This window comes from Sphingopyxis sp. GW821-FHT10B01 (assembly GCF_059415685.1).
Map to the genome: position 1 here is coordinate 391,740 of NZ_JBWKNS010000001.1, position 23,094 is coordinate 414,833.

At 65.2% G+C, this 23,094-nt stretch carries 22 protein-coding genes and 1 pseudogene; 15 read left to right on the plus strand and 8 right to left on the minus strand.

All coding sequences use genetic code 11. The features are described from left to right. Nucleotides 1-114 precede the first annotated feature (114 nt). Nucleotides 115-759, plus strand: coding sequence for a DUF4198 domain-containing protein (locus AC07NV_RS01680; RefSeq protein ID WP_495164600.1), 645 nt, complete (start codon nt 115-117; stop codon nt 757-759). A gap of 62 nt (nt 760-821) precedes the next feature. On the opposite strand, the gene AC07NV_RS01685 is transcribed toward AC07NV_RS01680, so the two are convergent. From AC07NV_RS01685 to AC07NV_RS01700, 4 genes and pseudogenes are all read right to left on the minus strand, one after another. Continuing rightward, entirely contained in the window at nt 822-1,862 is a 1,041-nt protein-coding gene (locus AC07NV_RS01685; protein WP_495164601.1) for an MlaA family lipoprotein, read from the minus strand. 299 nt (nt 1,863-2,161) lie between these two features. After that, a pseudogene (locus tag AC07NV_RS01690) lies at nt 2,162-2,394 on the minus strand (short-chain fatty acyl-CoA regulator family protein); the annotation flags it as partial. Between the two features lie 110 nt (nt 2,395-2,504). Continuing rightward, nucleotides 2,505-3,536 carry an NADP-dependent oxidoreductase gene (locus AC07NV_RS01695; RefSeq protein ID WP_495164602.1) on the minus strand — a complete coding sequence of 344 codons (1,032 nt, stop codon included), beginning with the start codon at nt 3,534-3,536 and terminating at the stop codon, nt 2,505-2,507. A gap of 104 nt (nt 3,537-3,640) precedes the next feature. Further along, complete coding sequence (locus AC07NV_RS01700) at nt 3,641-4,405, minus strand: SDR family oxidoreductase (protein WP_495164603.1); 765 nt, start codon at nt 4,403-4,405, stop codon at nt 3,641-3,643. 151 nt (nt 4,406-4,556) lie between these two features. On the opposite strand from AC07NV_RS01700, the gene AC07NV_RS01705 reads away from it, so the two are divergent. From AC07NV_RS01705 to AC07NV_RS01765, 13 genes are read left to right on the plus strand one after another with little or no spacing between them, the layout of a single operon-like run. After that, nucleotides 4,557-5,432 carry a CoA transferase subunit A gene (locus tag AC07NV_RS01705; RefSeq protein ID WP_495164604.1) on the plus strand — a complete coding sequence of 292 codons (876 nt, stop codon included), beginning with the start codon at nt 4,557-4,559 and terminating at the stop codon, nt 5,430-5,432. Between the two features lie 13 nt (nt 5,433-5,445). After that, nucleotides 5,446-6,246 carry a CoA-transferase subunit beta gene (locus tag AC07NV_RS01710; protein ID WP_495164605.1) on the plus strand — a complete coding sequence of 267 codons (801 nt, stop codon included), beginning with the start codon at nt 5,446-5,448 and terminating at the stop codon, nt 6,244-6,246. 3 nt (nt 6,247-6,249) lie between these two features. Continuing rightward, nucleotides 6,250-7,173: an enoyl-CoA hydratase gene (locus AC07NV_RS01715; protein ID WP_495164606.1), complete on the plus strand. Its 924-nt coding sequence runs from the start codon at nt 6,250-6,252 to the stop codon at nt 7,171-7,173. Further along, complete coding sequence (locus AC07NV_RS01720) at nt 7,173-8,252, plus strand: NAD(P)H-dependent flavin oxidoreductase (RefSeq protein ID WP_495164607.1); 1,080 nt, start codon at nt 7,173-7,175, stop codon at nt 8,250-8,252. Before AC07NV_RS01715 ends, AC07NV_RS01720 begins: the two co-directional genes overlap by 1 nt. Nucleotides 8,253-8,255: 3 nt before the next feature. Then, complete coding sequence (locus AC07NV_RS01725) at nt 8,256-9,011, plus strand: enoyl-CoA hydratase family protein (RefSeq protein WP_495164608.1); 756 nt, start codon at nt 8,256-8,258, stop codon at nt 9,009-9,011. Further along, nucleotides 9,011-10,162, plus strand: coding sequence for an acyl-CoA dehydrogenase family protein (locus AC07NV_RS01730; protein WP_495164609.1), 1,152 nt, complete (start codon nt 9,011-9,013; stop codon nt 10,160-10,162). The genes AC07NV_RS01725 and AC07NV_RS01730 overlap by 1 nt, the downstream gene beginning before the upstream one ends. A 5-nt stretch (nt 10,163-10,167) precedes the next feature. Then, a complete protein-coding gene (locus AC07NV_RS01735) occupies nt 10,168-11,181 on the plus strand; it encodes an acyl-CoA dehydrogenase family protein (RefSeq protein ID WP_495164610.1) in 1,014 nt (337 codons plus the stop codon). Nucleotides 11,182-11,193: 12 nt separating this feature from the next. Beyond that, on the plus strand, nt 11,194-12,345 hold the full coding sequence (locus tag AC07NV_RS01740) for an acetyl-CoA C-acetyltransferase (protein WP_495164611.1): 1,152 nt from the start codon (nt 11,194-11,196) through the stop codon (nt 12,343-12,345). A 5-nt stretch (nt 12,346-12,350) separates the two neighbouring features. Beyond that, entirely contained in the window at nt 12,351-13,253 is a 903-nt protein-coding gene (locus AC07NV_RS01745) for an SDR family oxidoreductase (protein ID WP_495164612.1), read from the plus strand. A gap of 1 nt (nt 13,254) precedes the next feature. Next, the gene (locus tag AC07NV_RS01750; RefSeq protein WP_495164613.1) at nt 13,255-14,319 is read left to right on the plus strand and encodes an acyl-CoA dehydrogenase family protein; all 1,065 of its coding nucleotides are present in this window, start codon (nt 13,255-13,257) and stop codon (nt 14,317-14,319) included. After that, nucleotides 14,316-15,497 (plus strand): acyl-CoA dehydrogenase family protein, encoded by a 1,182-nt coding sequence (locus tag AC07NV_RS01755; RefSeq protein WP_495164614.1) that lies wholly within the window; start codon nt 14,316-14,318, stop codon nt 15,495-15,497. The genes AC07NV_RS01750 and AC07NV_RS01755 overlap by 4 nt, the downstream gene beginning before the upstream one ends. An 11-nt stretch (nt 15,498-15,508) precedes the next feature. After that, nucleotides 15,509-16,291 carry an SDR family oxidoreductase gene (locus tag AC07NV_RS01760; RefSeq protein WP_495164615.1) on the plus strand — a complete coding sequence of 261 codons (783 nt, stop codon included), beginning with the start codon at nt 15,509-15,511 and terminating at the stop codon, nt 16,289-16,291. Continuing rightward, complete coding sequence (locus tag AC07NV_RS01765; RefSeq protein WP_495164616.1) at nt 16,288-16,752, plus strand: MaoC family dehydratase; 465 nt, start codon at nt 16,288-16,290, stop codon at nt 16,750-16,752. Before AC07NV_RS01760 ends, AC07NV_RS01765 begins: the two co-directional genes overlap by 4 nt. A gap of 280 nt (nt 16,753-17,032) precedes the next feature. Here the strand turns inward: AC07NV_RS01765 and AC07NV_RS01770 are convergent, their stop codons facing one another. Further along, the gene (locus AC07NV_RS01770) at nt 17,033-18,598 is read right to left on the minus strand and encodes a FadD3 family acyl-CoA ligase (RefSeq protein WP_495164617.1); all 1,566 of its coding nucleotides are present in this window, start codon (nt 18,596-18,598) and stop codon (nt 17,033-17,035) included. 278 nt (nt 18,599-18,876) lie between these two features. Between AC07NV_RS01770 and AC07NV_RS01775 the strand changes: the two genes are divergently transcribed. Beyond that, on the plus strand, nt 18,877-20,019 hold the full coding sequence (locus AC07NV_RS01775; RefSeq protein ID WP_495164618.1) for a helix-turn-helix transcriptional regulator: 1,143 nt from the start codon (nt 18,877-18,879) through the stop codon (nt 20,017-20,019). A gap of 18 nt (nt 20,020-20,037) precedes the next feature. Here AC07NV_RS01775 and AC07NV_RS01780 read toward each other — a convergent pair whose 3' ends face one another. Genes AC07NV_RS01780 through AC07NV_RS01790 form a run of 3 tightly spaced genes read right to left on the minus strand, consistent with a single transcriptional unit; the run spans nt 20,038 to nt 23,038 of the window. After that, entirely contained in the window at nt 20,038-21,375 is a 1,338-nt protein-coding gene (locus AC07NV_RS01780; protein ID WP_495164619.1) for an MFS transporter, read from the minus strand. Then, entirely contained in the window at nt 21,369-22,238 is an 870-nt protein-coding gene (locus AC07NV_RS01785; protein WP_495164620.1) for an SDR family NAD(P)-dependent oxidoreductase, read from the minus strand. Before AC07NV_RS01785 ends, AC07NV_RS01780 begins: the two co-directional genes overlap by 7 nt. Then, nucleotides 22,238-23,038 (minus strand): acetoacetate decarboxylase family protein, encoded by an 801-nt coding sequence (locus AC07NV_RS01790; protein ID WP_495164621.1) that lies wholly within the window; start codon nt 23,036-23,038, stop codon nt 22,238-22,240. Before AC07NV_RS01790 ends, AC07NV_RS01785 begins: the two co-directional genes overlap by 1 nt. Nucleotides 23,039-23,094: the final 56 nt, after the last annotated feature.

A 23,094-nucleotide genomic window follows, 5' to 3' on the forward strand; every position in this document is an offset into this window, starting at 1 on the left:
CAAATGATTCTTATTACCAAATTTCAGCTGATATCAGTTGCGAAATACTCGCAACAAGATTTGCATCGACACCGTCGTACAGACGGAAAACATCACCCGCTCAGGAGCCCGATCATGATGAAACGCCTTGCCGCCGTCGCTTGTGCACTGTTTGCGCTTCCCGCGTCGGCTCACGAAGTCTGGATCGAGCGCGATGCGACGGGTCCCGCCCGCATCTATCTGGGCGAACCCGCGGACGTCATGCCCGAGGCAGGTGACCCCGAGTTCCGCAACCTCAAGGCGCCGAAGCTGCTCCACGCCGACGCCTCGAAATCCGCACCGCTTGTCCGCCGGGCGAACCATATCGAGGCCGCGATCACCGGATCCGGCGACGTCCGCCTCACCGACGACAATGTCTTCGCGCCGTGGGAAGGCGAAGGCGGAAAATGGGAAGGCGTCGTCTATTATGCGCGCGCCGGACGCGAGGAACCCGGGACGGCTCTCGATCTCGAGATCAGCCCCGTCAGCGCCAACGCCGACAGTTTTGCCGTCAGCTGGCTCGGAAAGCCGCTTGCAGGCGCGAAGGTGACCGTCGTCAATGCCGATCGCTGGCAGAAGAGCTTCACCGCCGACGCACGGGGCCACGTCACGGTTCCGGTGACTACGCCGGGACGCTACCTGCTGTCGGTCTCGCACGATGTCGAAGGCGCGCGCACCCTGGGCGGCAAAACGGTCGCGAAGACCATCCATGTTTCGACCCTGACTTTTGCAAAACGGTAGGCCTGGACCTGGCCGATTGCGGGCCGGCCGCCTTCCGACTTCGCAACAACCTCAAATCTGTATCATTGGTGCTCACGGAGAGCGGGGGGCGAACCATCCGCCGCCGGTGTCCCGATATCGACAGGTTGGCCGGCAGCGGGCGGTCCAGAACCGGGCAAAGATCCGGTCTGACCGGTGATGGTTCCGGCTTGGGGACCGGCTGGGACGTCGCTGACCCTGCCTTTCAACGCGTCGATTTCGCGTTGGCGCATTTCGAGATAGAGGGTGCGCGTCTCGACATAGGGATCAGCGCTTTCTTCCTGCAGGCGCTCGATCTCGGCGTCGCCCTCGATGCGATCGTTGAGCTGCCTGATCACGGTTGTCGGAACCGCATAGGCCGTACGATTGAAAGGCGCACCGACCGCGGTCGGCACGACGAGCAGATCGATGCTGTTGCCGGCCAGGTCGCGTAATGTCGTCGACCCGATGAGCGGAAGGTAGAAATAGGGACCGGGCTCGACCCCGTAAAAGCCCAATGTATTGGCAAAGCCATTGCGTCGATAAGGCAGGTCGAACGGCTTCGTCTTCGCGACATCGAAAAGCCCTCCGACGCCGAAGGTCGTGTTGACGGCGAAGCGACCGAGCGTCTCGGCGGCCTTGCCAATCTTGAACTGCAGCAGAAAGTTCAGAAAATTGACGGGTTCGCTCAGGTTCCGCAGCACATTGCCAAGCCCGTCGCGGACCGGCTCGGGAACGATGCCTTGATAGCCCGTGGCGACCGGGGCAACGAGCGCCTTGTCGACCGACTGGACCACCCGAAACGACGTAATGTTGACGTCTTGCAGGGGATCACCCGGCGGCGCCTCACCGCGTGCCGTCACCACGATATCATTCGGCGACGACGGCATTTCGGCGGGCGGCTCGCCATTATATGTTGCGGTTGCGTCCGGAGAGGGAGGCGGGATATTTCCGGTTGTCGGCACGACCAACGGCGGCTCGGCGCGGACCGGATCGCCATCGGGCTGCTGCGGCTCGACTTCTGACCGGCTTTCGGGTGCAATATCTGCGAGAGCGGGCGGTGCCCCGGACAGCAGGAGAAGCGCTGCGACGGTCGAGATGCTCATCGTGAGTGAGATCCTGCCATCACCGGAATTTTGAGCCTCGCTCGCATATGTCTAACTCCTTGCCCGGGGTGCCAGCCCGAAACCATGATCAAAGGACGCCCCCTCCTCTTCATCCAAAGCTGCCTGACCCGCTATCGCGGGCATGCAGCCTTACCCTTCCCCGACCGGGAGGAAAGAAAAAAAGCTATGCCTGTTACGTGATCGCCACCGCATCTCCAGCCACCGGCCAGTTTCCTCGCGAAGGGCCAGTACACACCTTCCGCGGCATCGGTATCGGTCGAGGACGCCCCCGATACGCGTCATGCCGACTCAGGGAAACGGGATCGCGCCACCCACATATAGGTGCGGCTATCCGGCATCTGCGCAATCTGGGTCGACACCTTGCCGGGTTGGGCAAAGGCCCCAGAGAAATTCCAGAGCGGACATGAGCCGCCAACGCGCGAGAAGTGGAAATCTGTCGCGGACTGGCGCTTGAAATATTCCCTGCCCGGTCGACGCGAACGAAAAAGAACGGGATGCCACGCGTTTCGGCGCGCTGAAGCGTCGAGAGCCACGTTCAACCATCCTGGCCGCGAGACTCCGAGCGGCTCACAAAATTTGCGCGGGCCATGAAACGACGCCTGCCGCGTCGATAGCCCGAACCTACCGAACCCCCTCGATCCGCAGCAACTGCTTGCCCTGGTTCGAGCCGCTGAACAGGCGCAGGAATGTTTGTGGAATAGCGTCGAAACCATGCTGGATGTCGGTACGATAGCGGATCTGGCCGCTGCTGACCCATTGCCGAAGGTCGGCCATTGCAACGGGCACGCGGTCCAGATGGTCGAGCAGGATAAAGCCTCGCATCTCGGCGCGTTGGGGGATCAGCCGCATCAGGTTGCGCGGACCGGGGGTGCTCTGTGTGTCGTTATAGCCTGAAATGGCGCCGCACAGCACAATCCGCCCGAAGCACGCGATATGTGCGATCCCCGCCTCGAGCGTCGGGCCACCGACATTGTCGAAGAACAGGTCGATCCCATCGGGCGCAAGCGCCCGGAGCCGCCCCCGGACATCCTCATTGCGATAATCGATCGCGGCGTCAGCGCCATAATCCTCGACCAGCCAGCGGCATTTTTCGCCCCCCCCGGCGATTCCGATCACGCGCGCGCCCGCAAGCCGCGCGATCTGGATCGCAACCGATCCGACCGCGCCCGCCGCGCCCGAGACGAGCACGCAATCCCCCGCGCGAAGCCGGCCGACGTCGTGCATGCCGACATAGGCGGTGAGGCTTGCCGCGCCGAACACCCCCAACGCCTCTTCGGGCGTCGTCCCTTCCGGAACAGCCACCGGGTCGGGATCGCCCACCCGTGCCGCAACGGCATAATCCTGCCATCCGAACAAGCCGCGTACCATCGAGCCCTCGGGAAAAGCCGGATTGGTCGACGCGATCACGCGCCCGGCCGCACTACCGCGCACGGGCTCGCCGATCATGATGGGAGGCAGATAGCTGGGGGCATCGTCCATCCATCCGCGCTGCGCTGGATCGAAGCCGAGCATGAGGTTGCGGACGAGAATTTCGCCGGCGGCCAGATCGGCGTGCGGCATGGGCGCATCTTGCCGCACGAAATCCTCGACGCTGACCTGCCCCCTCGGGCGCCGCGCGAGCAGCCACTGGCGATTGACGGTCTCTGCGGGCATGGCGGCACTCCGGTACAAAAGTGAACGGTGGCCTACTATCGCAACGGTCCGGCGCCTTCGCTAGGTCGCGATTGTCCTGCGCCAAGCACAATATGTTTTCGACATCAGCCCGTGTGGGCTAGACCCAGGAAGGCTGGCCGCTCGCCACCGCCATGTGCGGCAATCCTTGCACCGCTGATATAGGCCGCATCCGGCGACGCCAGAAAGCTGACAACACCGGCGATATCGGGCCCGCGCGCCATGCGGCCGAGCGGCAGCATCGCGTCGATCCGCTTCATCCCCTCAGCGCCGCCATAATGGTCGGCCGCCGCTTCGGTGGCGACCAGTCCGACGATGATCGCGTTGACGCGCACCTTCGCCCCCCATTCCATGGCAAGCGATTCGGTGAGGCTCAGCAATCCAGCCTTTGCAGCGCCATAGATCGCCGTCCCGGGCGACGGGCGCACGCCCGAGACGCTCGCAATATTGACGATACTGCCGCCCTCGTCCTGCGCCTGCATGATGCGGTTTACAGCCTGCGCCACATGAAGGGGCGCGAGCAGGTTGAGCGCGAGGACGCGTTCCGAAAAGCGCGGCGAAGCGGAGGCCGCGTCAGCTTCGGGCGAGCCCCCGGCATTGTTCACGGCAAGATCAAGCCGGCCGTGGCGTTCGAAAATACGGTCGACCATCGCCTGAACCTCGTCCGCCGAACGCACATCGCACGCCTCGAACTCGGCCGCCGCGTCATGATGACGCGGCAGGTCGTCGGGGGCGTTGCGGCCGCAGATGACGACCCGCATCCCGTCTTCCAGCAGTCGCTCCGCGATCGCGCGGCCGATCCCGCGGCTGCCGCCGGTCACGAGTGCCACGCGCTGTTTCTCGTCCGCCATAACCATCTCCATTTCTCACCCGCCTCTCTCCTGCCGGGCGGCGTGAAAGTCTCTCTCCATATGGTGGTATCGGGCGAACGACCAGCGCGCCTATCCATCCAGCGACATCGCGGGTGCCCTCGTACCCGGCGCCTTTTGGCTGGAGAGTGGATTGAACAAGCAACTGACCATCGAACAGTTCGTCGCCTCGCTGAAGAGCGGGATGACGATCGGGATTGGAGGCTGGGGACCACGCCGCAAGCCGATGACGTTGATCCGCGCCATATTGCGTTCGGACCTGACCGACCTGACGATCGTCACTTACGGCGGCCCCGATGTCGGCATGCTCTGCGCTGCTGGCAAGGTGAAGAAGCTGATCTTCGGCTTCGTCTCGATGGATGCGATCCCGCTCGAACCCTATTTCCGCAAGGCGCGCGAGGCCGGAACGCTCGACATTCTCGAACTCGACGAAGGCATGCTGCAATGGGGGCTGAAGGCTGCGGCATTCCGCCTGCCCTTCCTCCCCACCCATGTCGGACTCGGCACCGATGTGATGACGCACGGCGGATTCAGGACGGTTCAGTCGCCCTACGACGATGGCGAAGTCTTGCTCGCCATGCCCGCGCTCCGGCTTGACGCGGCGCTCGTCCACGTCAACCGCGCCGACCGGCTCGGCAATATCCAGGCGCTCGGCCCCGACACCTATTATGACGAATGGTTCGCGCGCGCCGCCGACCGCACTTTCGTCTCGGCCGAGGAAGTCGTCGAGCGGATGGATCATAGCTATCCCGAGGACGCGCGCGCGAACATCGTCGAGCGCTGCTTCGTCCATGGGGTGATCGAGGCGCCGCTCGGCGCGCACCCGACCTCGATGCCGCCCTCGTACGGCTGGGACATGAAACACCTCAAAACCTATGCCGCGAGCGCGCGCGAGGACGGCGGCTGGGCTGACTATGCAGCCGACACGATCGGCGCCGACGAAGCGGGCTATCTAGAACGCGTCGGCGGCAAGGACGCCGTCGCCGCCCTTCCCCTTCCCATTTTCTGAGGCGGCCGACACCATGACCACCGCACCCGATTTCACTCTTTGCGAACAGTTGATCGTCGCCGCGTCCGAGGCGTGGCGCGGCAATGGCGAACTCGTTGCGACCGGCATCGGCCCGGCGCCGCGCCTCGCCGCCGGCCTCGCCAAGCTGACGCACACCCCCGAACTGATGATGACCGACGGCGAGGCGTATCTGGTCGAGGACCCGGTGCCGCTCGGCCCGCGCGGTTACGACGACCGCAAGGCGGCGGGCTATCTTCCCTTCTCGCGTTTCTTCGATGCCGCGGTGTGGTCGGGCAAGCGCCACGCGATGGTGACGCCGAGCCAGATCGACCGCTTCGGCCAGACGAACATCTCCTACCTTGGCGGCACCTATGACCAGCCGAAGGTGCAGATGCTCGGCGCGCGCGGTTTTCCGGGCAACAGCATCTGCCACATCAATTCGATGTTCGTACCCGCGCATTCGAAACGCATCTTCGTCGAGGGCGAGGTCGATATGGTGTCGAGCGTCGGCTACAACCCGGCGCGCCGCACCCCCGGCGTCAATTTCAGTCGCGTCGACCTGCGGCTGATCGTCACCGACCTTTGCGTCATGGATTTCGGCGGCAAAGACAATGCGATCCGCGTCGTCATGCTGCATCCGGGCGTGACCTTCGATCAGGTGCAGGAAGCCACGGGCTTCGCGCTCGAAGCCGCGGCCGAGATCAAGACGACCCCCACCCCGACCGCCGAACAGCTCGCGATCATCGCGCGGCTCGACCCGCACAATCTGCGTGCAACGGTGCTCAAGGACAATCCCGCGGGCAAGAGGAGCTGAGCCATGAACGAGCAGAATGACGGGCTGGTCCCCCCGGTCGATGAAACGCCGGACTATGAGACCGACACGCCCGTCCTCTATGAAGCCGCCGACGGCATTGCGTGGGTGACGCTCAACCGCCCGCAATATCACAACGTCCAGAACAGCCAGATGACCTACGCGCTCGACGACGCCTTCATCCGCGCGGTCAATGACGATGCGGTCAAGGTCATCGTGCTGAAATCGGATGCCAAGCATTTCAGTGCAGGCCACGACATCGGCACACCGGGGCGTGACTTTCATTCGCCCGTCGAGCGCCGGCTGATGTGGTACGATCATTCGACCAAGGCGGGCGCCGAAAAGGCCTATGCCCGCGAACAGGAACAATATCTGGGCATGTGCAAAAGGTGGCGGGACATTCCCAAGCCGACCATCGCGCAGGTCCACGGCGGCTGCATCGCCGGCGGGCTGATGCTCGCCTGGGTGTGCGACCTGATCATCGCTTCCGACGACGCCTTCTTTCAGGATCCGGTTTTGCAGATGGGCTTTCCGGGCCTCGAATATTTCGCACATTGCCACGAACTCAATGTCCGGCTGGCGAAGGAATTCCTGTTCCTCGGCGACCGGATGAGCGCCGAGCGCGCGCGCGAAGCCGGGATGGTCAACCGCGTCGTGCCGCGCGCCGAGCTGGCCGACGAAGTGAAGCGCGTCGCCGAGCGGATCGCGACCCAGCCGCGCCTCGCGCTGCAACTCGCGAAGCAGGCGTGCAACCATATGGAGACGCTGGCGGGCAAGAATGCCGGGATCGACGCGGCGTTCGGCTATCACCATTTCGCCCACGCCAACAACAGTCTGGTCAAGGGCGACTATATCGCCGGGTTCGACGGCAAGAAGATGGCCGAAGCCAACAAGAAAGACGCCGGTCAAAAGGATCGGGACGCAGGCTGATGGCCGATCCGCTCGCCACCCTCCTGACCGAACGGCTCGGCTGCCGGCTGCCGGTGATTCAGACCGCGATGGGCTGGATCGCGACGCCGCGGCTGGTGATCGCGTCGAGCGAGGCGGGCGCCTTCGGCTTCCTCGCGGGCGCGGTGATGCAGCCCGCCGAGCTCGAAGCCGCGATCATCGCGGTCAAGCGGGGCACGAAACAGCCCTTCGGCGTCAATTTCCACATGTTCCAGCCGGGCGCGGCGGAGATCGTCGAGATCATCCTGAAGCACCGCGATCAGGTACGTGCCGTCAGTTTCGGGCGCGGCCCCGATGCGAAGATGATCGGGCGCTTCAAGGATGCGGGCATCCTCTGCATCCCCACCGTCGGCGCGGTCAAACATGCGCAGAAGATGGTGCAGCTCGGCGTCGATATGGTGACGGTACAGGGCGGCGAAGGCGGCGGGCACACCGGATCGGTCGCCTCGACGATCCTGCTCCCGCAGGTGCTCGACGCGGTGAAGGTACCGGTGATCGCCGCGGGCGGTTTCGGCGACGGACGCGGGCTCGCGGCGGCGCTGGCCTATGGCGCGGTCGGCATCGCGATGGGTACGCGCTTTCTGATGACGCGCGAAAGCCCGATCCCCGAACTGACCAAGGCGCGCTACGTCAGGGCGGGCACCGACGATATTCTTGTGTCGACCAAAGTCGATGGCCTGCCGCAGCGGATGATCAAAAATGCGCTGCTGAACCGGATCGAGCGTTCGTCGGGTCTCGGCATCTGGCGCCGCGCGATCGAAAGCGGATTGCAGATGAAACGCCAGACCGGCGCCTCATTCGGCGAGCTGTTCAAAGCCGCCAGGGGCATGACCAGCCATGGCGGGCTCACCCTGCCGCAGGCGATGATGGCCGCCTCCGCCCCGATGCTGATCCAGAAGGCGGTCGTCGAGGGCGATCCCGACCACGGTCTGATGGCGACGGGGCTCGTCGCCGGACGGCTGGATGATCTGCCGAGCTGCGCCGACCTTGTCGCAAGCATCGAAACCGAGGCGCGCGCGCGCCTCGCCGCCCTTTCCGCCCCCTCGAAAACGGAGGCCTGAACCATGCCGATCCATACCGAAATCAACGACCGCATCGCCGAGATCATCTTCGACGTTCCGCCAGTCAACGCGTTCGACAGCGAAACGTGGAACAGCCTGCCCGCGATCATCCGCGACGCGGGCAGCAATCCCGACGTCAACGTCGTCCTCATCCGCGCCGCCGAGAGCGCGCGCGGTTTCTGTGGCGGCGTCGACATAAAGGAAATGCAGGCGCACCCCGAACGCATCACCCTGCTCAACCGCGGCAATTACCTGACCTTCAAGGCGGTACGCGACTGCGAGGTTCCCGTCGTCGTCGCGGTCCACAAATTCGTGATCGGCGGCGGCATCGGCATCTGCGGCGCTTCGGACACGATCATCGCGGCCGACGACGCCTTCTTCTCGCTGCCCGAAGTCGATCGCGGCGCGATGGGCGGCGCGTCGCACCTCTCGCGCATGCTGCCACTCCACAAGGTGCGCGCAGCCTTCTTCACCGGCGGCAATATTCCCGCCGAGGAAGCGTACCGGCTGGGCGCGGTCGAAAAGATCGTGCCCCGCGAAGCATTGGTCGAGGAAGCGCGCGCCTTTGCCGCGATCATCGCGGGCAAATCGCGCAAGGCGCTCGTCCTCGCCAAGGAAGCATTGAACGGCCTCGAACCGCGCGACGTCGATCGCGGCTATCGCTGGGAACAGGGCTTCACGCTCGAAATGTATATGCACGAAGACAGCCAGAAATCGCGCGACGCCTTTGTCGAGACGGGCAAGGCGGCCGAATTCTGATGGACCTCGCCTACACATCCGAACAACAGGATTTCCGCGCCGAAGTGCGCGCGTGGATGGAAGCCAACGTCCCCAGGGAACCGCTCGTCACGCTCGAGCGCGAGGACGGCTATCACCAGCATGTCGAATGGGAGCGCAAGCTCGCCAGCGGCAATTGGGGCATGGTGACGTGGCCCGAGGCTTATGGCGGGCGCGGGCTCGACCTGATCCAGTGGCTGATCTTCGAAGAGGAATATTATCGCGCCGGCGCGCCGCTGCGCGTCAACCAGAACGGTATCTTCCTGCTCGGCCCGACGGTCATGGAGTTCGGCACCGAGGAACAGAAGGCGCGTTTCCTGACCCCGATGGCGAGGGGCGAAGTGATCTGGGCGCAGGCATGGTCCGAGCCCAATGCGGGGTCGGACATGGCGGCGATCACATCGAAGGCGATCCGCGATGGCGATCATTATGTGATCTCGGGCCAGAAAACCTGGTCGAGCCGCGCGAGCTTTGCCGACTGGGGTTTCGGGCTGTTCCGCACCGACCTCGAATCGAAGCGCCACAAGGGGCTGAGCTTCATCCTGTTCGATCTCAATGCGCCGGGCGTCACGCGGCGTCCGATCCGCCAGCTCCACGGCGATCCGGGTTTTGCCGAGCTGTTCTTCGACGAGGTGCGTGTGCCCGTCGAAAACCGCATCGCGGGCGAAGGCGAAGGCTGGAATGTCGCGATGGCGACCGCGGGTTTCGAACGCGGGCTGATGCTGCGTTCGCCCGCGCGTTTTCAGGCGGCCGCCGAACGCCTCGTCGCGCTGTTCCGCGCGCATGAGGCAACGGCATCGCCGGCCGCGCGCGAGCAGGTCATGCAGGCTTGGATGGACGCGCAGGCCTATGCGTACAACACCTATGCCGTTGCCTCGAAGATCATGGCGGGCGGGCACATCGGCGCCGAAGCGAGCCTCAACAAAATCTTCTGGTCCGAACTCGACCGCGCCGCGCATCGCACCGCGATGCAGTTGCTCGGCGCGTCGGCCGAGCTGCGCCATTTCGATGGCGGCGCGCTCAACAGCTGGCTCGAGGGCTATATCTTCTCACTCTCGGGTCCGATCTACGCCGGGTCGAACGAGATCCAGCGCAACATTATTGCCGAGCGCCTGCTCGGCCTGCCGAGGTAACGGCCATGGATTTCACGATCACCGAAGATCAGGCGACGCTAACGCAGGGCGTGCGCGACTATCTGACCGGCGTCCACGGACCCGAGTTGCTACGCACCCTCGATGCCAGCGACAGCCGCCGCTCGGCCGATGTCTGGCGGGGCCTTGTCGAGATGGGCCTGCCCGGCCTTCTCGTTCCCGAGGCGCAGGGGGGGCTTGGCCTGTCGCCGCTCGATGCAGTGCTGATCGCAGCAGAACTCGGCCGCGCCGGGGTCGCCGAACCGCTTGCCGACACCGCGCTCGTCGCCGCGCCGCTGCTTGCCAAGGCGAGTGGGCAGAACGCGCTGCTCGCCGCAATTGCCGTGGGCGAAGTCAAAGTCGCGTTGCAGCATCCGGTCAATCCATGGGTTGCGGATCTCGACGCCGCGAGCCATCTCCTCTCGGTCAAGGACGGCAAGCTGCTGCTCACCGAACGCACCGGCGATGCCCAAGCGCTCGACAGCATCGATCCGCTCCGCCGCCTCTTCGCGCCCGTCGCGGCCGAGGGCGTAGCGGTGGGGCCGGCCGATGCGCTGCTCGATCATGCAGCGCTGATCAGCGCCGCGCAGGTTGTCGGCATTGCCGATGCGATGCTGGCGCTCAGCACCGAATATGCCAAGAACCGCAACCAGTTCGGTCAGCCGATCGGCAGCTTTCAGGCGGTCAAGCACCATCTGGCGAGCGCGGTCGTCAAGATCGAGTTCGCCAAGCCCGTGATCCAGCGCGCCGCGATCGCGCTGGATGAAGGCCATACCAGCGCCGCAATGCATGTCAGCCACGCCAAGATCGCCGCCACCGACGCTGCCTGGGCAATGAGCGAGACCGCGATCCAGACGCACGGCGCGATGGGATACACCTATGAGGTCGACCTGCATTTCTGGATGAAACGCGCCTGGGCGCTCGCGGGCGCGTGGGGCGACCGCACCTTCCATCTTCGCCGCATCGACGCCGCCGTCATCGGGGGCACGCTCCCGATCGGCCCCGGCCACAGCTTCGCATAAGGAAAGAAGAATATGGCTGAAGCCTATATCATCGACGCCGTCCGCACGCCCATCGGGCGCAAAAAGGGCAGCCTTGCCGGAATTCACCCCGCCGATCTGGGCGCGCATCCGATCAAGGCGCTGGTCGAACGCACCGGCATCGACGCCAATCTGGTCGACGACGTTGTCTGGGGATGCTGCGACACGATCGGGCCGCAGGCAGGCGATATCGGCCGCACGGCGTGGCTCGTCGCCGGGCTTCCCGAACATGTCCCCGGCACGACGATCGACCGGCAATGCGGATCGTCGCAACAAGCGGTGCATTTCGCGGCGCAGGGCGTGATGAGCGGGACGCAGGATCTGGTCGTCGCGGGCGGCAGCCAGGCGATGAACGCGATCCCGATTTCGGCCGCGATGTTCGCGGGCCAGCCCTATGGCTTCGATAATCCCTTTCTCAGCTCGCCCGGCTGGCTGGCGCGCTATGGCGATGAAGAGGTCAACCAGATCAAGTCGGCCGAGATGATCGCCAATAAGTGGAACATCAGCCGTGAGGCGATGGAGCTGTTCGCGGCGGAATCGCACCGCCGCGCGCAGGCCGCAATCGACAATGGCTGGTTTGCCGCCGAGATCGCACCGCTCGCAGGTTTGACTCAGGACGAAACCGTTCGGCCCGCCACCACGCCCGAAGGCCTCGCGACGCTCCGGACCGTCAACGAAGGCGGGGTGATCACCGCGGGTATCGCCAGCCAGAATTGCGACGGCGCCGCGGCGATCCTGATCGCGAGCGAGGCGGCGGTGAAGGCGCATGGCCTGAAGCCCCGCGCGCGCATCCATCATATTTCGGTCCGCGCTGACAATCCGGTGTGGATGCTCACCGGCCCGATCCCCGCGACAAAGTACGCGCTCGAAAAGGCCGGCATGTCGGTGGACGACATCGACCTGTTCGAATGCAATGAGGCGTTCGCGAGCATCCCGATGGCGTGGATGCAGGAACTCGGCGTCCCGCACGAGAAGGTCAATGTGCAGGGCGGCGCGATCGCGCTCGGCCATCCGATCGGCGCCACCGGCGCGCGGCTGATGACCACCTTGCTTGGCGCGCTCGAACGTACCGGCGGCCGCTATGGCCTCCAGACCATGTGCGAAGGCGGCGGCCAGGCCAACGTCACCATTATCGAAAGGCTGTAAGACCCATGGGTATCTGCGACGGACGGACCGTCATCATCACCGGCGCGGCGCGCGGGCTCGGGCGCTCCTATGCGCTCGCCTTCGCCGCCGAGGGCGCCAATGTCGTCGTCAACGATATCGGCACCAGCCTGGCCGGCGAAGGCCGCGATACATCGGCGGCCGATGCCGTGGTCGCCGAGATCAAGGCGGCGGGCGGCAACGTCATCGCCAATTATGAGGACATCACCGACTGGGACGCGGCGAAGCGCATCGTCGATGCCGCCGTGGAAGCGTTCGGCGGCCTGCATATCGTCGTCAACAATGCCGGGATCGTGCGCGACCGGATGTTCGTGTCGGCGACGCCCGAGGAATGGGACGCGACGATGCATGTCCATCTGCGCGGGCATTTCTGCGTCGCCCGCCATGCAGTCGATTATTGGCGCGCCCAGCAAAAGGCAGGTCATCCCGTCGATGCGCGGATCATCAACACCACCAGCGGCGCGGGGCTGCAGGGCTCGATCGCGCAGGCGGCCTATTCGACCGCGAAGGGCGGCATCGCCGCGCTGACTTTGGTACAGGCCGCCGAACTCGGGCGGTATGGCATCACCGCCAACGCCCTCGCCCCCGCCGCGCGCACGCGGATGACCGAAGGCGCCTTTGCCGACAAGATGGCCGCGGTCGAAAGCGGTTTCGACGCGCAGGATCCCGACAATATCGCGCCGACCGTGGTGTGGCTGGGGTCGGAGCAGTCGAAGCATGTCACCGGCTGCGTCTTTGAATTGGAGGGCGGCCGGATCACGATCGAGGATGGCTGGAAGCTCGGACCAACGGTCGACCAGCAGGCCAAATGGGCTCCCGCCGATGTCGGCGCGGCAGTCGATGCGTTGCTCGGCGAACGCAGCGAACCGCGCCGGGTCTGGGGCAGCTGAGATGCATTTCGCCTTCACCGACGAACAGGTGATGATCGCCGAAACGGCGAAAGCCTTCTTAGCGGAGAATGCGACGAGCGAGCGCACGCGCGCGGCGATGGCCGACACCGGCGTCGATCGCGCGCTGTGGCAAGCGTTCACCGGCGAACTCGGGCTGGCCGGCGTCGCGATTCCCGAGGCGCTGGGCGGCGCCGGGCTCGGCATGGTCGAGCTGGCGATCCTGGCCGAGGAAGCGGGGCGGCGCACCGCGGCGCTCCCACTGCTCGCCAGCCTCGCGCTTGCCGCCCCTGCGATCCTTGCGGGCGGCAGCGACGAGGAGAAGGCGCGCCTCCTCCCCCGCTTGGCGTCGGGCGATTTGGTGGCGAGCCTTGCCGAGGCGGCGCCGGGGGCGACGTGGATCGACGGCGCATTGACCGGCGCCGCGCTCCATGTACCGCACGGCGCCGACGCGGATATGTTCGTGGTCGCGACCGACAATCATGTCGCGATCGTGGAGCGCAGCGCGCCGGGGCTTGGCATCACTCCCCTCACCAGCATGGACCAGACGCGTCCCTATGCGCGGCTCGATTTCGGCGGCGTCCGCGCGGAACCTCTCGCCGATCCCCGCGCGGCCATGCACGCCGCCTTCACCACGGGCTGGCTCGCCATTGCCGCCGATGCGCTGGGCGGCGCGCAGGCGTGTCTCGACCGGACGGTTGCCTATGCGCAGGAACGCGTCCAGTTCGGCCGCGCGATCGGCAGCTTTCAGGCGGTGAAGCACCGGTTGGCAGATATGATGGTGACGATCGAACAGGCACGATCGGCGGTTTATTGGGCCGCGTGCGCGATCGACGAAGGATCGGACGAAGCCGGGTTCGCGGTCCACGCCGCCAAGGCCTTCGCTTGCGACACCTATAGCCATTGCGCGGGCGAGATGATCCAGCTTCACGGCGGCATCGGCTTCACCTGGGAGCATGACGCGCATCTCTATTTGAAACGCGCGCGCAGCAATGCAAGCCTGCTCGGCACCCCCGACTGGCACCGCGAACAGGTGGCCGGGCTGGCTGGATTGGACGAAGCCGCATGAAGCTGGGATTCTCTCCCGAGGAAGAGGCGTTTCGCGCCGAAGCCGCAGCATGGCTCGCGGCCGAGTTGGACAGCCCCTTCGCCGACGTGCGCGGGCTGACCAGCCTGACCGAAATGCCCGACCGCCGCCGCGACTGGGAACGCCAGCTCGGCGAAGCGGGATGGAGCTGCGTCGGCTGGCCCAAGGCCTATGGCGGCCGCGACGCGACGCTCGCCGAGCAGGTGATCTTCGCCGAGGAATATGCGCGCGCGGGCGCCCCGCCGCGGCTCAATCATATCGGCATCGAACTCGCCGGCCCGACCATCCTCGCCTTCGGTACCGAAGAGCAGAAGGCGCGCTTCCTGCCAAAGATCGCGAAAGGCGAAGAAATCTGGTGTCAGGGCTATTCCGAACCCAACGCCGGCTCCGACCTCGCCAATGTCCGGACCAAGGCGTGGCGCGACGGCGAAGACTGGGTGATCGAGGGGCAGAAGGTGTGGACCAGCCTCGCCCAATTCTCCGACTGGATTTTCGTGATCGCGCGCAGCGAGGAAGGTTCAACCGGTCCCAAGGGCCTTTCCTTCCTGCTCGTCCCGGTCGACCAGCGCGGGGTCACCGTCCGCCCGATCCACCAGATCACCGGCGAAGCCGAGTTCAACGAGACCTTCTTCGACGGCGCACGCACCGATGCCGCCAATATTCTCGGACAACCCGGCGATGGCTGGAAGGTCGCGATGGGGCTGCTCGGCTTCGAGCGCGGCGTCTCGACGCTTGCGCAGCAAATGGGCTTTCGCAACGAACTCGACGCGGTGATCGCCGCCGCACGCACCAATGGCGAGGCAAAGAACCCGCTCATCCGTCAGCGCATCGCCAAAGCCGAAATCGGATTGAAGCTGATGCGTTATGGCGCGCTGCGCATGCTCAGCGATGGCGAGGGCGGCACACTCAACCCGTCGGCGCTCACCTACAAGATTCAGTGGGCGACCTGGCGCCGCGACCTCGGCGAACTCGCGATGGACGTCCTCGGCATCGCGGGCGAGACGGTGGCGGGGCACGACTATGCCTTCCCCATGCTGCCCAACCTGTTCCTCTACAGCCGCGCCGACACGATTTACGGCGGCACCAACGAGATTCAACGCAACATCATCGCCGAGCGCGCGCTGGGGCTTCCCCGCGAACCGCGCGGCGACCTCAAATGAAGGAGCCGAATGTGGCACGACCCGCCCCCGAATATCCCACCCCCACCGGCCTCTTGAAGGGCAAGACCGTGCTGATCACCGCCGCCGCGGGCAGCGGCATCGGCGGCGCGGTCGCCCAGCGCGCGGCGGAGGAAGGCGCGACGCTTTTCCTTTCCGACATGCACGAACGGCGTTTGGGCGAGACCGCCGACCGGATCGCCGCGCTCGGCTTCGCACGCCCCGGCACGCTTGTCTGCGACGTCACCGACGAGGAGCAGGTGCAGGCGCTGGTTGCGGGCGCGATCGGCGCGATGGGGCATGTCGATGTCCTCATCAACAATGCCGGCCTCGGCGGCGCGGCGCCCGTGATCGAGATGACCGACGACCAGTGGCACAAGGTGCTCGACGTCACGCTCACCAGCGTCTTCCGCATGACCCGCGCAATCCTGCCGCACATGTACGAACGGCAGAAGGGGGCGATCGTCAACAACGCTTCGGTGCTCGGCTGGCGCGCGCAGAAGCTGCAGGCGCATTATGCCGCGGCCAAGGCGGGGGTGATGGCGTTCACGCGCTGTTCGGCGCTCGAGGCGGCCGAACAGGGGGTGCGCATCAATGCGGTTTCGCCCAGCCTGGCGATGCACGCCTCGCTGTCCAAGGTGACCCCGCCGGGGCTGCTCGAGGAATTGACCGAGAAGGAAGCCTTTGGCCGCTATGCCGAGCCGTGGGAGGTCGCGAACGTGATGCTCTTTCTCGCCAGCGACCTGTCCTCCTACATGACCGGCGAAGTCCTCGCGGTGTCGAGCCAGCAGGCATGAGCGCGCGGATTTTCGAAACGCCCGCGGCGCTGCTGACAGCCGCCGGCGAACAGTTCGGCCCCACCGAATGGATCTCGATCGAGCAGGACCGGATCGATCTGTTCGCGCAGGCGACCGACGATCATCAATGGATCCACGTCGATCCCGAGCGCGCGAAGGACGGCCCGTTCGGCGGCACGATCGCGCATGGTTACCTCACGATGAGCCTCGTCAACCGCTTCCTCCCCGAACTGGTCGAGGTCCGCGGCGTGTCGATGGGGGTCAATATCGGCACTGACAACCTGCGCTTCCTGAGCCCCGTCCGGGCGGGCAGCCGGATCCGGGGCAAGGGCGAACTGGTCAAGACCGAGGAAGCGAAGGGCGGCGTCCAGGCGGTCGTCCGGGTGACGGTGGAGATCGAGGGCGTCGAGAAGCCCGCCTGTGTGGTGGATACGATCAGCCGCTTTTATCCCGATAATTGAGCTTCTGCATGCGTAGGCGATAGTCCGCTTTGGGTTGGGAAGCGGACGTTCTCTACCGCTCCTGTTCCCCGGCGAAGGCCGGGGCCCAGAGCGTTAGAAAGCAGACGTCTGCTGGTTGGCCCTGGACCCCGGCCTTCGCCGGGGAACTGCAACCCTTGGTCCCATTCAGACCTTCGTCATCCCGGACTTGATCCGGGATCCATAGCTGCGCCGTCGTCGTGGATCCCCGATCAAGTCCGGGATGACGATGAAGGGAAGGGCAACTATCGGTCGTCAGCCGTCATTCCCGTCCCCCCGCATCGCGCAGCAGGAATTTCTGTACCTTGCCCGATGCGTTCACCGGCAGCGCGTCCAGGATCACCACTTGGCGCGGCACTTTATAGTTCGCCATATTCTCGCGGCACCAGGCGACTATCTCCTCGGGCGTCGCAGTCGCGCCGGGCCGGAGGACAACATAGGCCCTGGGCACTTCGCCCAGACGTTCGTCGGGCACGCCGATGACGGCCGACTGCATGACCTCCGGGTTGGCCGCGAGCAGGCCTTCGATTTCGGCCGGATAGGCGTTGAAGCCACCGACAATGAAGATGTCCTTGGCGCGGTCGGTGATCTTCACATTGCCGCGCGCGTCCTGCACCGCAACGTCACCGGTGCGCAGCCAGCCTTCGCCGTCGATCGCCGCTGCGGTCGCCGCCGGATCGTTGAAATAGCCCTGCATTACATTGGGGCCGCGCACGAGCAACTCGCCCGCTTCGCCCGGCGCCACAGCCTCGCCCGCCGCGTCGATCAGCTTGACCTCGATCCCGTCCAATGGACGACCCGCGGTGTTCGCGACGGTCGCAGCATCGTCGCCCGCACCGCACATCGTCACAACGCCGCAGGTTTCGGTGAGGCCATAGGCGGTGAGCACGACCTCGATGCCAAGTTTGCCGCGCATCTCCTCAATCAGTGTGACAGGCACCGACGCCGCGCCGGTGATCGAGACACGCAGCGATGAAATGTCAAACTTGCCGTAGGGCCCGGCGAGCAGGCTCTGAAAGATGGTCGGCGGCCCGGGAAGCAATGTTACGCGCTCGCGCTCGATCCGTTCGAGCACCCTGTCGGTCTGGAACACGGCATGGGGTAACACGGTTACCCCGCGCATCAACGCCACCAGCCATCCCGCCTTATAACCAAAGCTGTGGAAGAAGGGGTTGATGATCAGGAAATTGTCGCCCGGCCCATAGGTCAGCGTCTCGCCATAGGCGTGATAGAGCCGGACATTCTGACCATGCGTCGTCACCGCCCCCTTGGGATTGCCCGTGGTGCCCGAGGTGAAGAGGATGTCGCAGACATGATCTTCGGCCAGCGCGTCCAGGCGCGCGTCGACCGCGGCATCCGAAAGCGCCGCGCCACGATCGAGGAAGCTCTGCCAGGGCAGCCCGCCTTCATTGCCCTCCATCAATATGATGCCGCGCAGGTCGGGCAAATCCTCGCCCTCGATCAATCGCGGATAAGCGGTGCCGAGAAAATCCGAAACGGTGAGCAACAGCTTGGCGCCGCTGGTACGCAGGATATAGCCTGCCTCGCGCCCCTTCAGCCGCGTGTTCAGCGGGACGATCGCGGCGCCCGCCGCCTGCGCGCCGAGGGCGGCGATGATCCAGCCTGTCGCATTGGGTGCCCAGATCGCGATCCGATCCCCCTGCGCGATACCCGCCGCGATAAAGCCCTTGGCGGCGGCTCGCGCCAGCGGTTCGAGATCGCGGTAGCGGACCTGCCCCCCATCCTCGCCGCGGATCGCGACGGCATCGCCGTGGACGCTGGCCGCAGCAAAAATCCTGTGCGGTATCGTGAACTTCGCTTCGGCCACGGCAGACGATCTCCTGTGCCGGGTGCTCAGGCCAAGCCGCCTGTCTGCCCGGTCGATTTGCTCACCGCTGCGTTACGCGCGGGCGTGAGCGCGACAACCCCTATTCGGGGGGCGCGCGATTACAGCGTCACCCCTTACCGCCCCCTCTTGCCGCCCCCTCTTGCCGCCCCCTCTTGCCGCCCCCTCTTGCCGCCAGCGCCCGGACAGGTCATTGCCGGACGGAGCCCGACTCCGCAGAGATATCTGACGACCGGGCGCGGACAGGAAGCGGAACCGGAATGCGGATAGAGAAGCCTCTGGCCGAAGTCGATGAACTGGTGACGCTGCTTTATCGCGGGCCGCTCGAAGCGACGCCGTGGCTGGGCTTCCTCGAAGCATTGAGCCGCCGGATGCGCTGCGCCAGCGCAGCGATCACGCTACGCCTCAGCCGGCAAGGCACACCGCCGCTGATCATCTGGGGGCCACCTCCAGTCATCGACGAGCGCGAGGCGCGCCGGATTCATGCGGTCCATGCCGAGATCGGCGACCTCGACCCCCTACGCAACGCGCTGACGAAGGCCGGCGACATCTATCGACTGAGCGAGATTATTTCGCCGGACGATCTGCGCGGCAATCGTTTTTATCGAGAGATATTGCAGCCCTATGGCATCGAATATCAGCTCGGCATGTATATCTCCGAACCCGGCGGATGGGAGGGCAATGTCGGCCTCACCAACGGCCCGACCGAAGAGGATTTCACCGACGAAGACAAGGCGGTGCTGCTTGCATTGCGCCCGCATCTTGAACAGTCGCTAGCGCTCTTCTCGCGCATCCGCCGTGACGAGACCGAGCTTCAGGTGATGATCGACACGCTCGACCGGCTGACGCTCTGCACTTTCATCCTCGATGGCGCGGGCCGCATATTGCGCACCAACAGCGCGGGGCGCGCACTCATCAAATCGAGCACCGCGCTGCGCGCCGCCGACGACCGGCTGGTACTTGCAAGCAAGACGGGCAATGCGCAACTCCAGCAACTGATCGGCAAGGCGGTGGCGGCGCGCCGCGACGGCGGCAGCTTTGCCGAAGGGCTGCGTGTCGAGGCCGATGTCGACCGGCATCTGGGGGTGCTCGTGCGCACGATCGAAACCCCCTCGCGCTATAGCAACGAGGCCGGCCCCGCCGCGGTGGTCTATGTCTCGGGGCTCGACAATAATCAGCCGCTCGAAAGGCTGGTCAGCCAGATTTTCGATCTCACGCCGTCCGAGGCGCATCTGGCGGCGCTCCTCGCGACCGGGCTGAGCCTCGCCGAAGCGGCTGCGAAGCTGGAACTTACCGAAAATACGGTGCGCAGCTATTGCAAGACGATCCTCAGCAAGACCGGAGTCAGCCGTCAGGCCGACCTCGTCCGCCTGATCTTGCGGAGCGTCGCCGTTCTCGGCTGACGAACGCGATGACGCGTGTCAGCCTTCGATCGCGCGACGGTAGTGCGGCAGCGCGACCAGAAGCAGGCCGATGATCAACGGCAGCACGACCGCCCCGGCGATCGCGATCGAATAGCCGAGCGCTGCCTGATCGCCGAAACCGAAATCGGTGATCGCGGCAATGACGCTGGCCCCCAGCCCCATCCCGACCAGATTGACGCACAGCAACGAGATGGCGGTGACCTGGCCGCGCAGCTGATTGGGCGTCACATCCTGGATCGCCGTCAGCATCACGCCTTGCGACGCCTGTCCGATCAGCGTGCCGATCGCCATCATCGTCAACGACCAAAATGCCGTCGGCATCAGCGGCGCGATGACCAACGGCACGCCCTTCAATAACGTCGCGATCAGCACGACGCGCATATTGGCGTCCGCCCGGCCGCCCTGCATCAACCGTCCCGCGAGCCAGCCGCCGGACAGCGTGCCGACAGTACCGCAGGTCAGCATGATCATCCCGTAGGACATCCCCACCTCGGCCGGGCTCATGCCATAGCTACGGATCAGGAAAGTCGGAAACCACAGCGCTGTGCCGATCGCCAGAAGCGCAATCAGGGCGAGCGAACCGATCAGCGAACCGAACAGCGCCCAGCGTTCGGCAATATAGTCGAACCCTTCGCGCAGGCTGCTTTGCACCGACAGGCTCGCCGCCAGCTCCTGCCGCGCCGGCTCGCGGATCGTCATCATCAGCGCGGCGACGATCAGCCCCGGCGCCGCAACGCACAGGAACACCATCTGCCACGGTTCGAAACTGCCGAGCCATGGCAATGTTACGCCGCCCGTTTTCGTGAAGCGCGCGAGCAACCAGCCCCCGATCAGAAGGGCAAGGCCGCCGCCGATCGGATAGCCGATCGCATAGAAGCTGATCGCCAGCGCCCGTCTTCGACGCTCGAAATAATCGCTGATCAGCGAATAGGCGGTCGGACTGAGCGTCGCTTCGCCTACCCCGACGCCGACGCGGGCAAGGAAGAGCCCGATGAAGCTGCTGGTAAAGCCGCAGGCGGCTGTCATCGCCGACCAGAAAATCACCCCCCAGACGATCAGCGTCGCGCGCCTTTTGGTGCGATCGACGAAGCGGCCTATCGGCAGCGCGGCAATGCTATAGAGGAGCGAAAAGGCAAAACCCTGAAGCAGGCTGATTTCGAAATCGCTGAGATTCAGGTCGCGCTGAATGGGTTCGACCATCAGCGTCAGCACGCGCGCATCGATTGCGCTGAAGCAATAGCCGACGAACAGGATCGCAACGACCAGCCAGCGATAGAAACCGCCCCCTGTCGACGCGCCCTGCTCCTGCTTTTCGGGTGCCCCCGCCGTTACCATGCCGACGGCGGATCCCGCCGCGCCAATATCTGTTCGGTTCGCGCGGCGATCAGCACGTCATTCTCCTCGCTTTCGGGCAACAGCCAGAAACGCCCCGCCCTTATGCCGTCGAGCGCGAAGGCGGACACCTCGGCGGGCTCGGTCAGTTTGAGCTTGAGCCCGGTCGTCCGTACCAGATCCTCCATCGTCCGATAGGCGACTTTGGTCTGCGCTTCATTCTCGACATAGTCCTTCGGGCGGACCTCGCCCGATGCCATGATCGCCGTGTTGACCGTGTGCGGCCCGGGGAAGAGCGTGGCGGCGCGCAGCTTGCCGCCTTCGCGCAGCAATTGCTGGTGCAGCACTTCGGAGATGCTGGTCACCGCCGCCTTGGTGGCGGCATAAATGGGGGTGTTAGGAAGCGAGCGCAGCCCGCCGTTGGTCGAGCTGGTGTTGACAACCACGCCCTCCTGCCCCGCCTCGAGCATCCGCGGCACGAAGGCCGCAATCCCGTGAACGACGCCGAGCACATTGACGTCGATGCCCCAGCGCCAGTCGCTGAGCGGGAGCGTCCATAGCTTGCGCTGCGCTTCGCCCAGCCCGACGCCGGCATTGTTGAACAGGATATGCACCGTCTCGAACCGGCCAAAAACCTGGTCCGCGAGCGCCCGCACCGACGCTTCCTTGGTCACGTCGCAGGCGATGGCGAGCACCTGCCCCGACCCTAGCGCGTCAATCTCTGCGCGGACGGTTTCGAGCCGCGCCGGATCGATATCGGCAATCACCACATGCGCCCCGGCGCGGGCGAGGTCGGCGCACAGACATTTGCCAACCCCGCTCGCCCCACCGGTCACGACGGCCACCCGGCCGGAAAAATCGTCCATCAGGCGGCCTTCCGCTCGCCGATGTCGGCACCGACATTGCGCGGATCATCGTTCCGCCCGACCCAATGCGGCGCGATCCACTCGCCCGGCACCTTGCGCAGCAGCGTGCCGCCGGTCGCGGTCCCGCCCTCGACATATTGCATGTCGGTGATGCGGCGAACGGGGATATCGGCGAGCGGATCAAAAGCCGAATCGCGCAAGGTGATCGTCCCTGTCATCGCGCGGCGGGAGTCATAATTGCGTTCCCAGTTGAGGCGGGTGAGGAAGACGTCGCCGTCGAACTGGCCCGGCTGATCGATCGACGGCATGCCCTTGTAGCAGAACAGATGCTCTTCGAATTTCAGCGGCGCATCGATCGCTTCGCCGATCGTGCCTTCGATTTCGAAATAGGCGATGCCGTGACGCGAGCAGGTCGCACGCAGATGGTCGCCATTGCGTTCGAAATGCGTTTCCGCGATCTTTTTCGGCTCGCCGAAACGCTCGCGGCCCGAGGTGACGACGGACTCGCCCTCCATCGCCATATGGAAGCAATAGGCCCCCGGCGCGCCTTCGTGGGTGCAGCTGACCCCCACGGTCAGTGCGCCGATTTCGATCGTCTCGGTTTCGGTCACATGCATCGCGACATGCACCATCTGCAGCCAGATTTCGGGCTTTGCGGTCGCGACCAGCGGTTGCGGCAGCAGCGCCGCGATGATTTCGGGATCGGTCTCATATGTCGCGCGAATTCCGTAGACGGTGTTGCGCAGCATGCCGGGCGAACGGGTCTCGACGGGACCCTGAACATAACGCAATTTGGACATCGCAATTCTCCCTATGGCGCCCGCGGGCGCAGATGTTTGACGGTGATGATTTTCCG

What these genes read in the sequence shown, in the direction of transcription:
- AC07NV_RS01740 (WP_495164611.1), top strand. Translation starts at nt 11,194, where the DNA reads ATGGCTGAAGCCTATATCATCGACGCCGTCCGCACGCCCATCGGGCGC.
- AC07NV_RS01755 (WP_495164614.1), top strand. Translation starts at nt 14,316, where the DNA reads ATGAAGCTGGGATTCTCTCCCGAGGAAGAGGCGTTTCGCGCCGAAGCC.
- AC07NV_RS01780 (WP_495164619.1), bottom strand. Translation starts at nt 21,375, where the DNA reads ATGGTAACGGCGGGGGCACCCGAAAAGCAGGAGCAGGGCGCGTCGACA.
- AC07NV_RS01765 (WP_495164616.1), top strand. Translation starts at nt 16,288, where the DNA reads ATGAGCGCGCGGATTTTCGAAACGCCCGCGGCGCTGCTGACAGCCGCC.
- AC07NV_RS01730 (WP_495164609.1), top strand. Translation starts at nt 9,011, where the DNA reads ATGGACCTCGCCTACACATCCGAACAACAGGATTTCCGCGCCGAAGTG.
- AC07NV_RS01745 (WP_495164612.1), top strand. Translation starts at nt 12,351, where the DNA reads ATGGGTATCTGCGACGGACGGACCGTCATCATCACCGGCGCGGCGCGC.
- AC07NV_RS01680 (WP_495164600.1), top strand. Translation starts at nt 115, where the DNA reads ATGATGAAACGCCTTGCCGCCGTCGCTTGTGCACTGTTTGCGCTTCCC.
- AC07NV_RS01785 (WP_495164620.1), bottom strand. Translation starts at nt 22,238, where the DNA reads ATGGACGATTTTTCCGGCCGGGTGGCCGTCGTGACCGGTGGGGCGAGC.
- AC07NV_RS01710 (WP_495164605.1), top strand. Translation starts at nt 5,446, where the DNA reads ATGACCACCGCACCCGATTTCACTCTTTGCGAACAGTTGATCGTCGCC.
- AC07NV_RS01725 (WP_495164608.1), top strand. Translation starts at nt 8,256, where the DNA reads ATGCCGATCCATACCGAAATCAACGACCGCATCGCCGAGATCATCTTC.
- AC07NV_RS01715 (WP_495164606.1), top strand. Translation starts at nt 6,250, where the DNA reads ATGAACGAGCAGAATGACGGGCTGGTCCCCCCGGTCGATGAAACGCCG.
- AC07NV_RS01750 (WP_495164613.1), top strand. Translation starts at nt 13,255, where the DNA reads ATGCATTTCGCCTTCACCGACGAACAGGTGATGATCGCCGAAACGGCG.
- AC07NV_RS01775 (WP_495164618.1), top strand. Translation starts at nt 18,877, where the DNA reads ATGCGGATAGAGAAGCCTCTGGCCGAAGTCGATGAACTGGTGACGCTG.
- AC07NV_RS01700 (WP_495164603.1), bottom strand. Translation starts at nt 4,405, where the DNA reads ATGGCGGACGAGAAACAGCGCGTGGCACTCGTGACCGGCGGCAGCCGC.
- AC07NV_RS01685 (WP_495164601.1), bottom strand. Translation starts at nt 1,862, where the DNA reads ATGAGCATCTCGACCGTCGCAGCGCTTCTCCTGCTGTCCGGGGCACCG.
- AC07NV_RS01735 (WP_495164610.1), top strand. Translation starts at nt 10,168, where the DNA reads ATGGATTTCACGATCACCGAAGATCAGGCGACGCTAACGCAGGGCGTG.
- AC07NV_RS01720 (WP_495164607.1), top strand. Translation starts at nt 7,173, where the DNA reads ATGGCCGATCCGCTCGCCACCCTCCTGACCGAACGGCTCGGCTGCCGG.
- AC07NV_RS01695 (WP_495164602.1), bottom strand. Translation starts at nt 3,536, where the DNA reads ATGCCCGCAGAGACCGTCAATCGCCAGTGGCTGCTCGCGCGGCGCCCG.
- AC07NV_RS01790 (WP_495164621.1), bottom strand. Translation starts at nt 23,038, where the DNA reads ATGTCCAAATTGCGTTATGTTCAGGGTCCCGTCGAGACCCGTTCGCCC.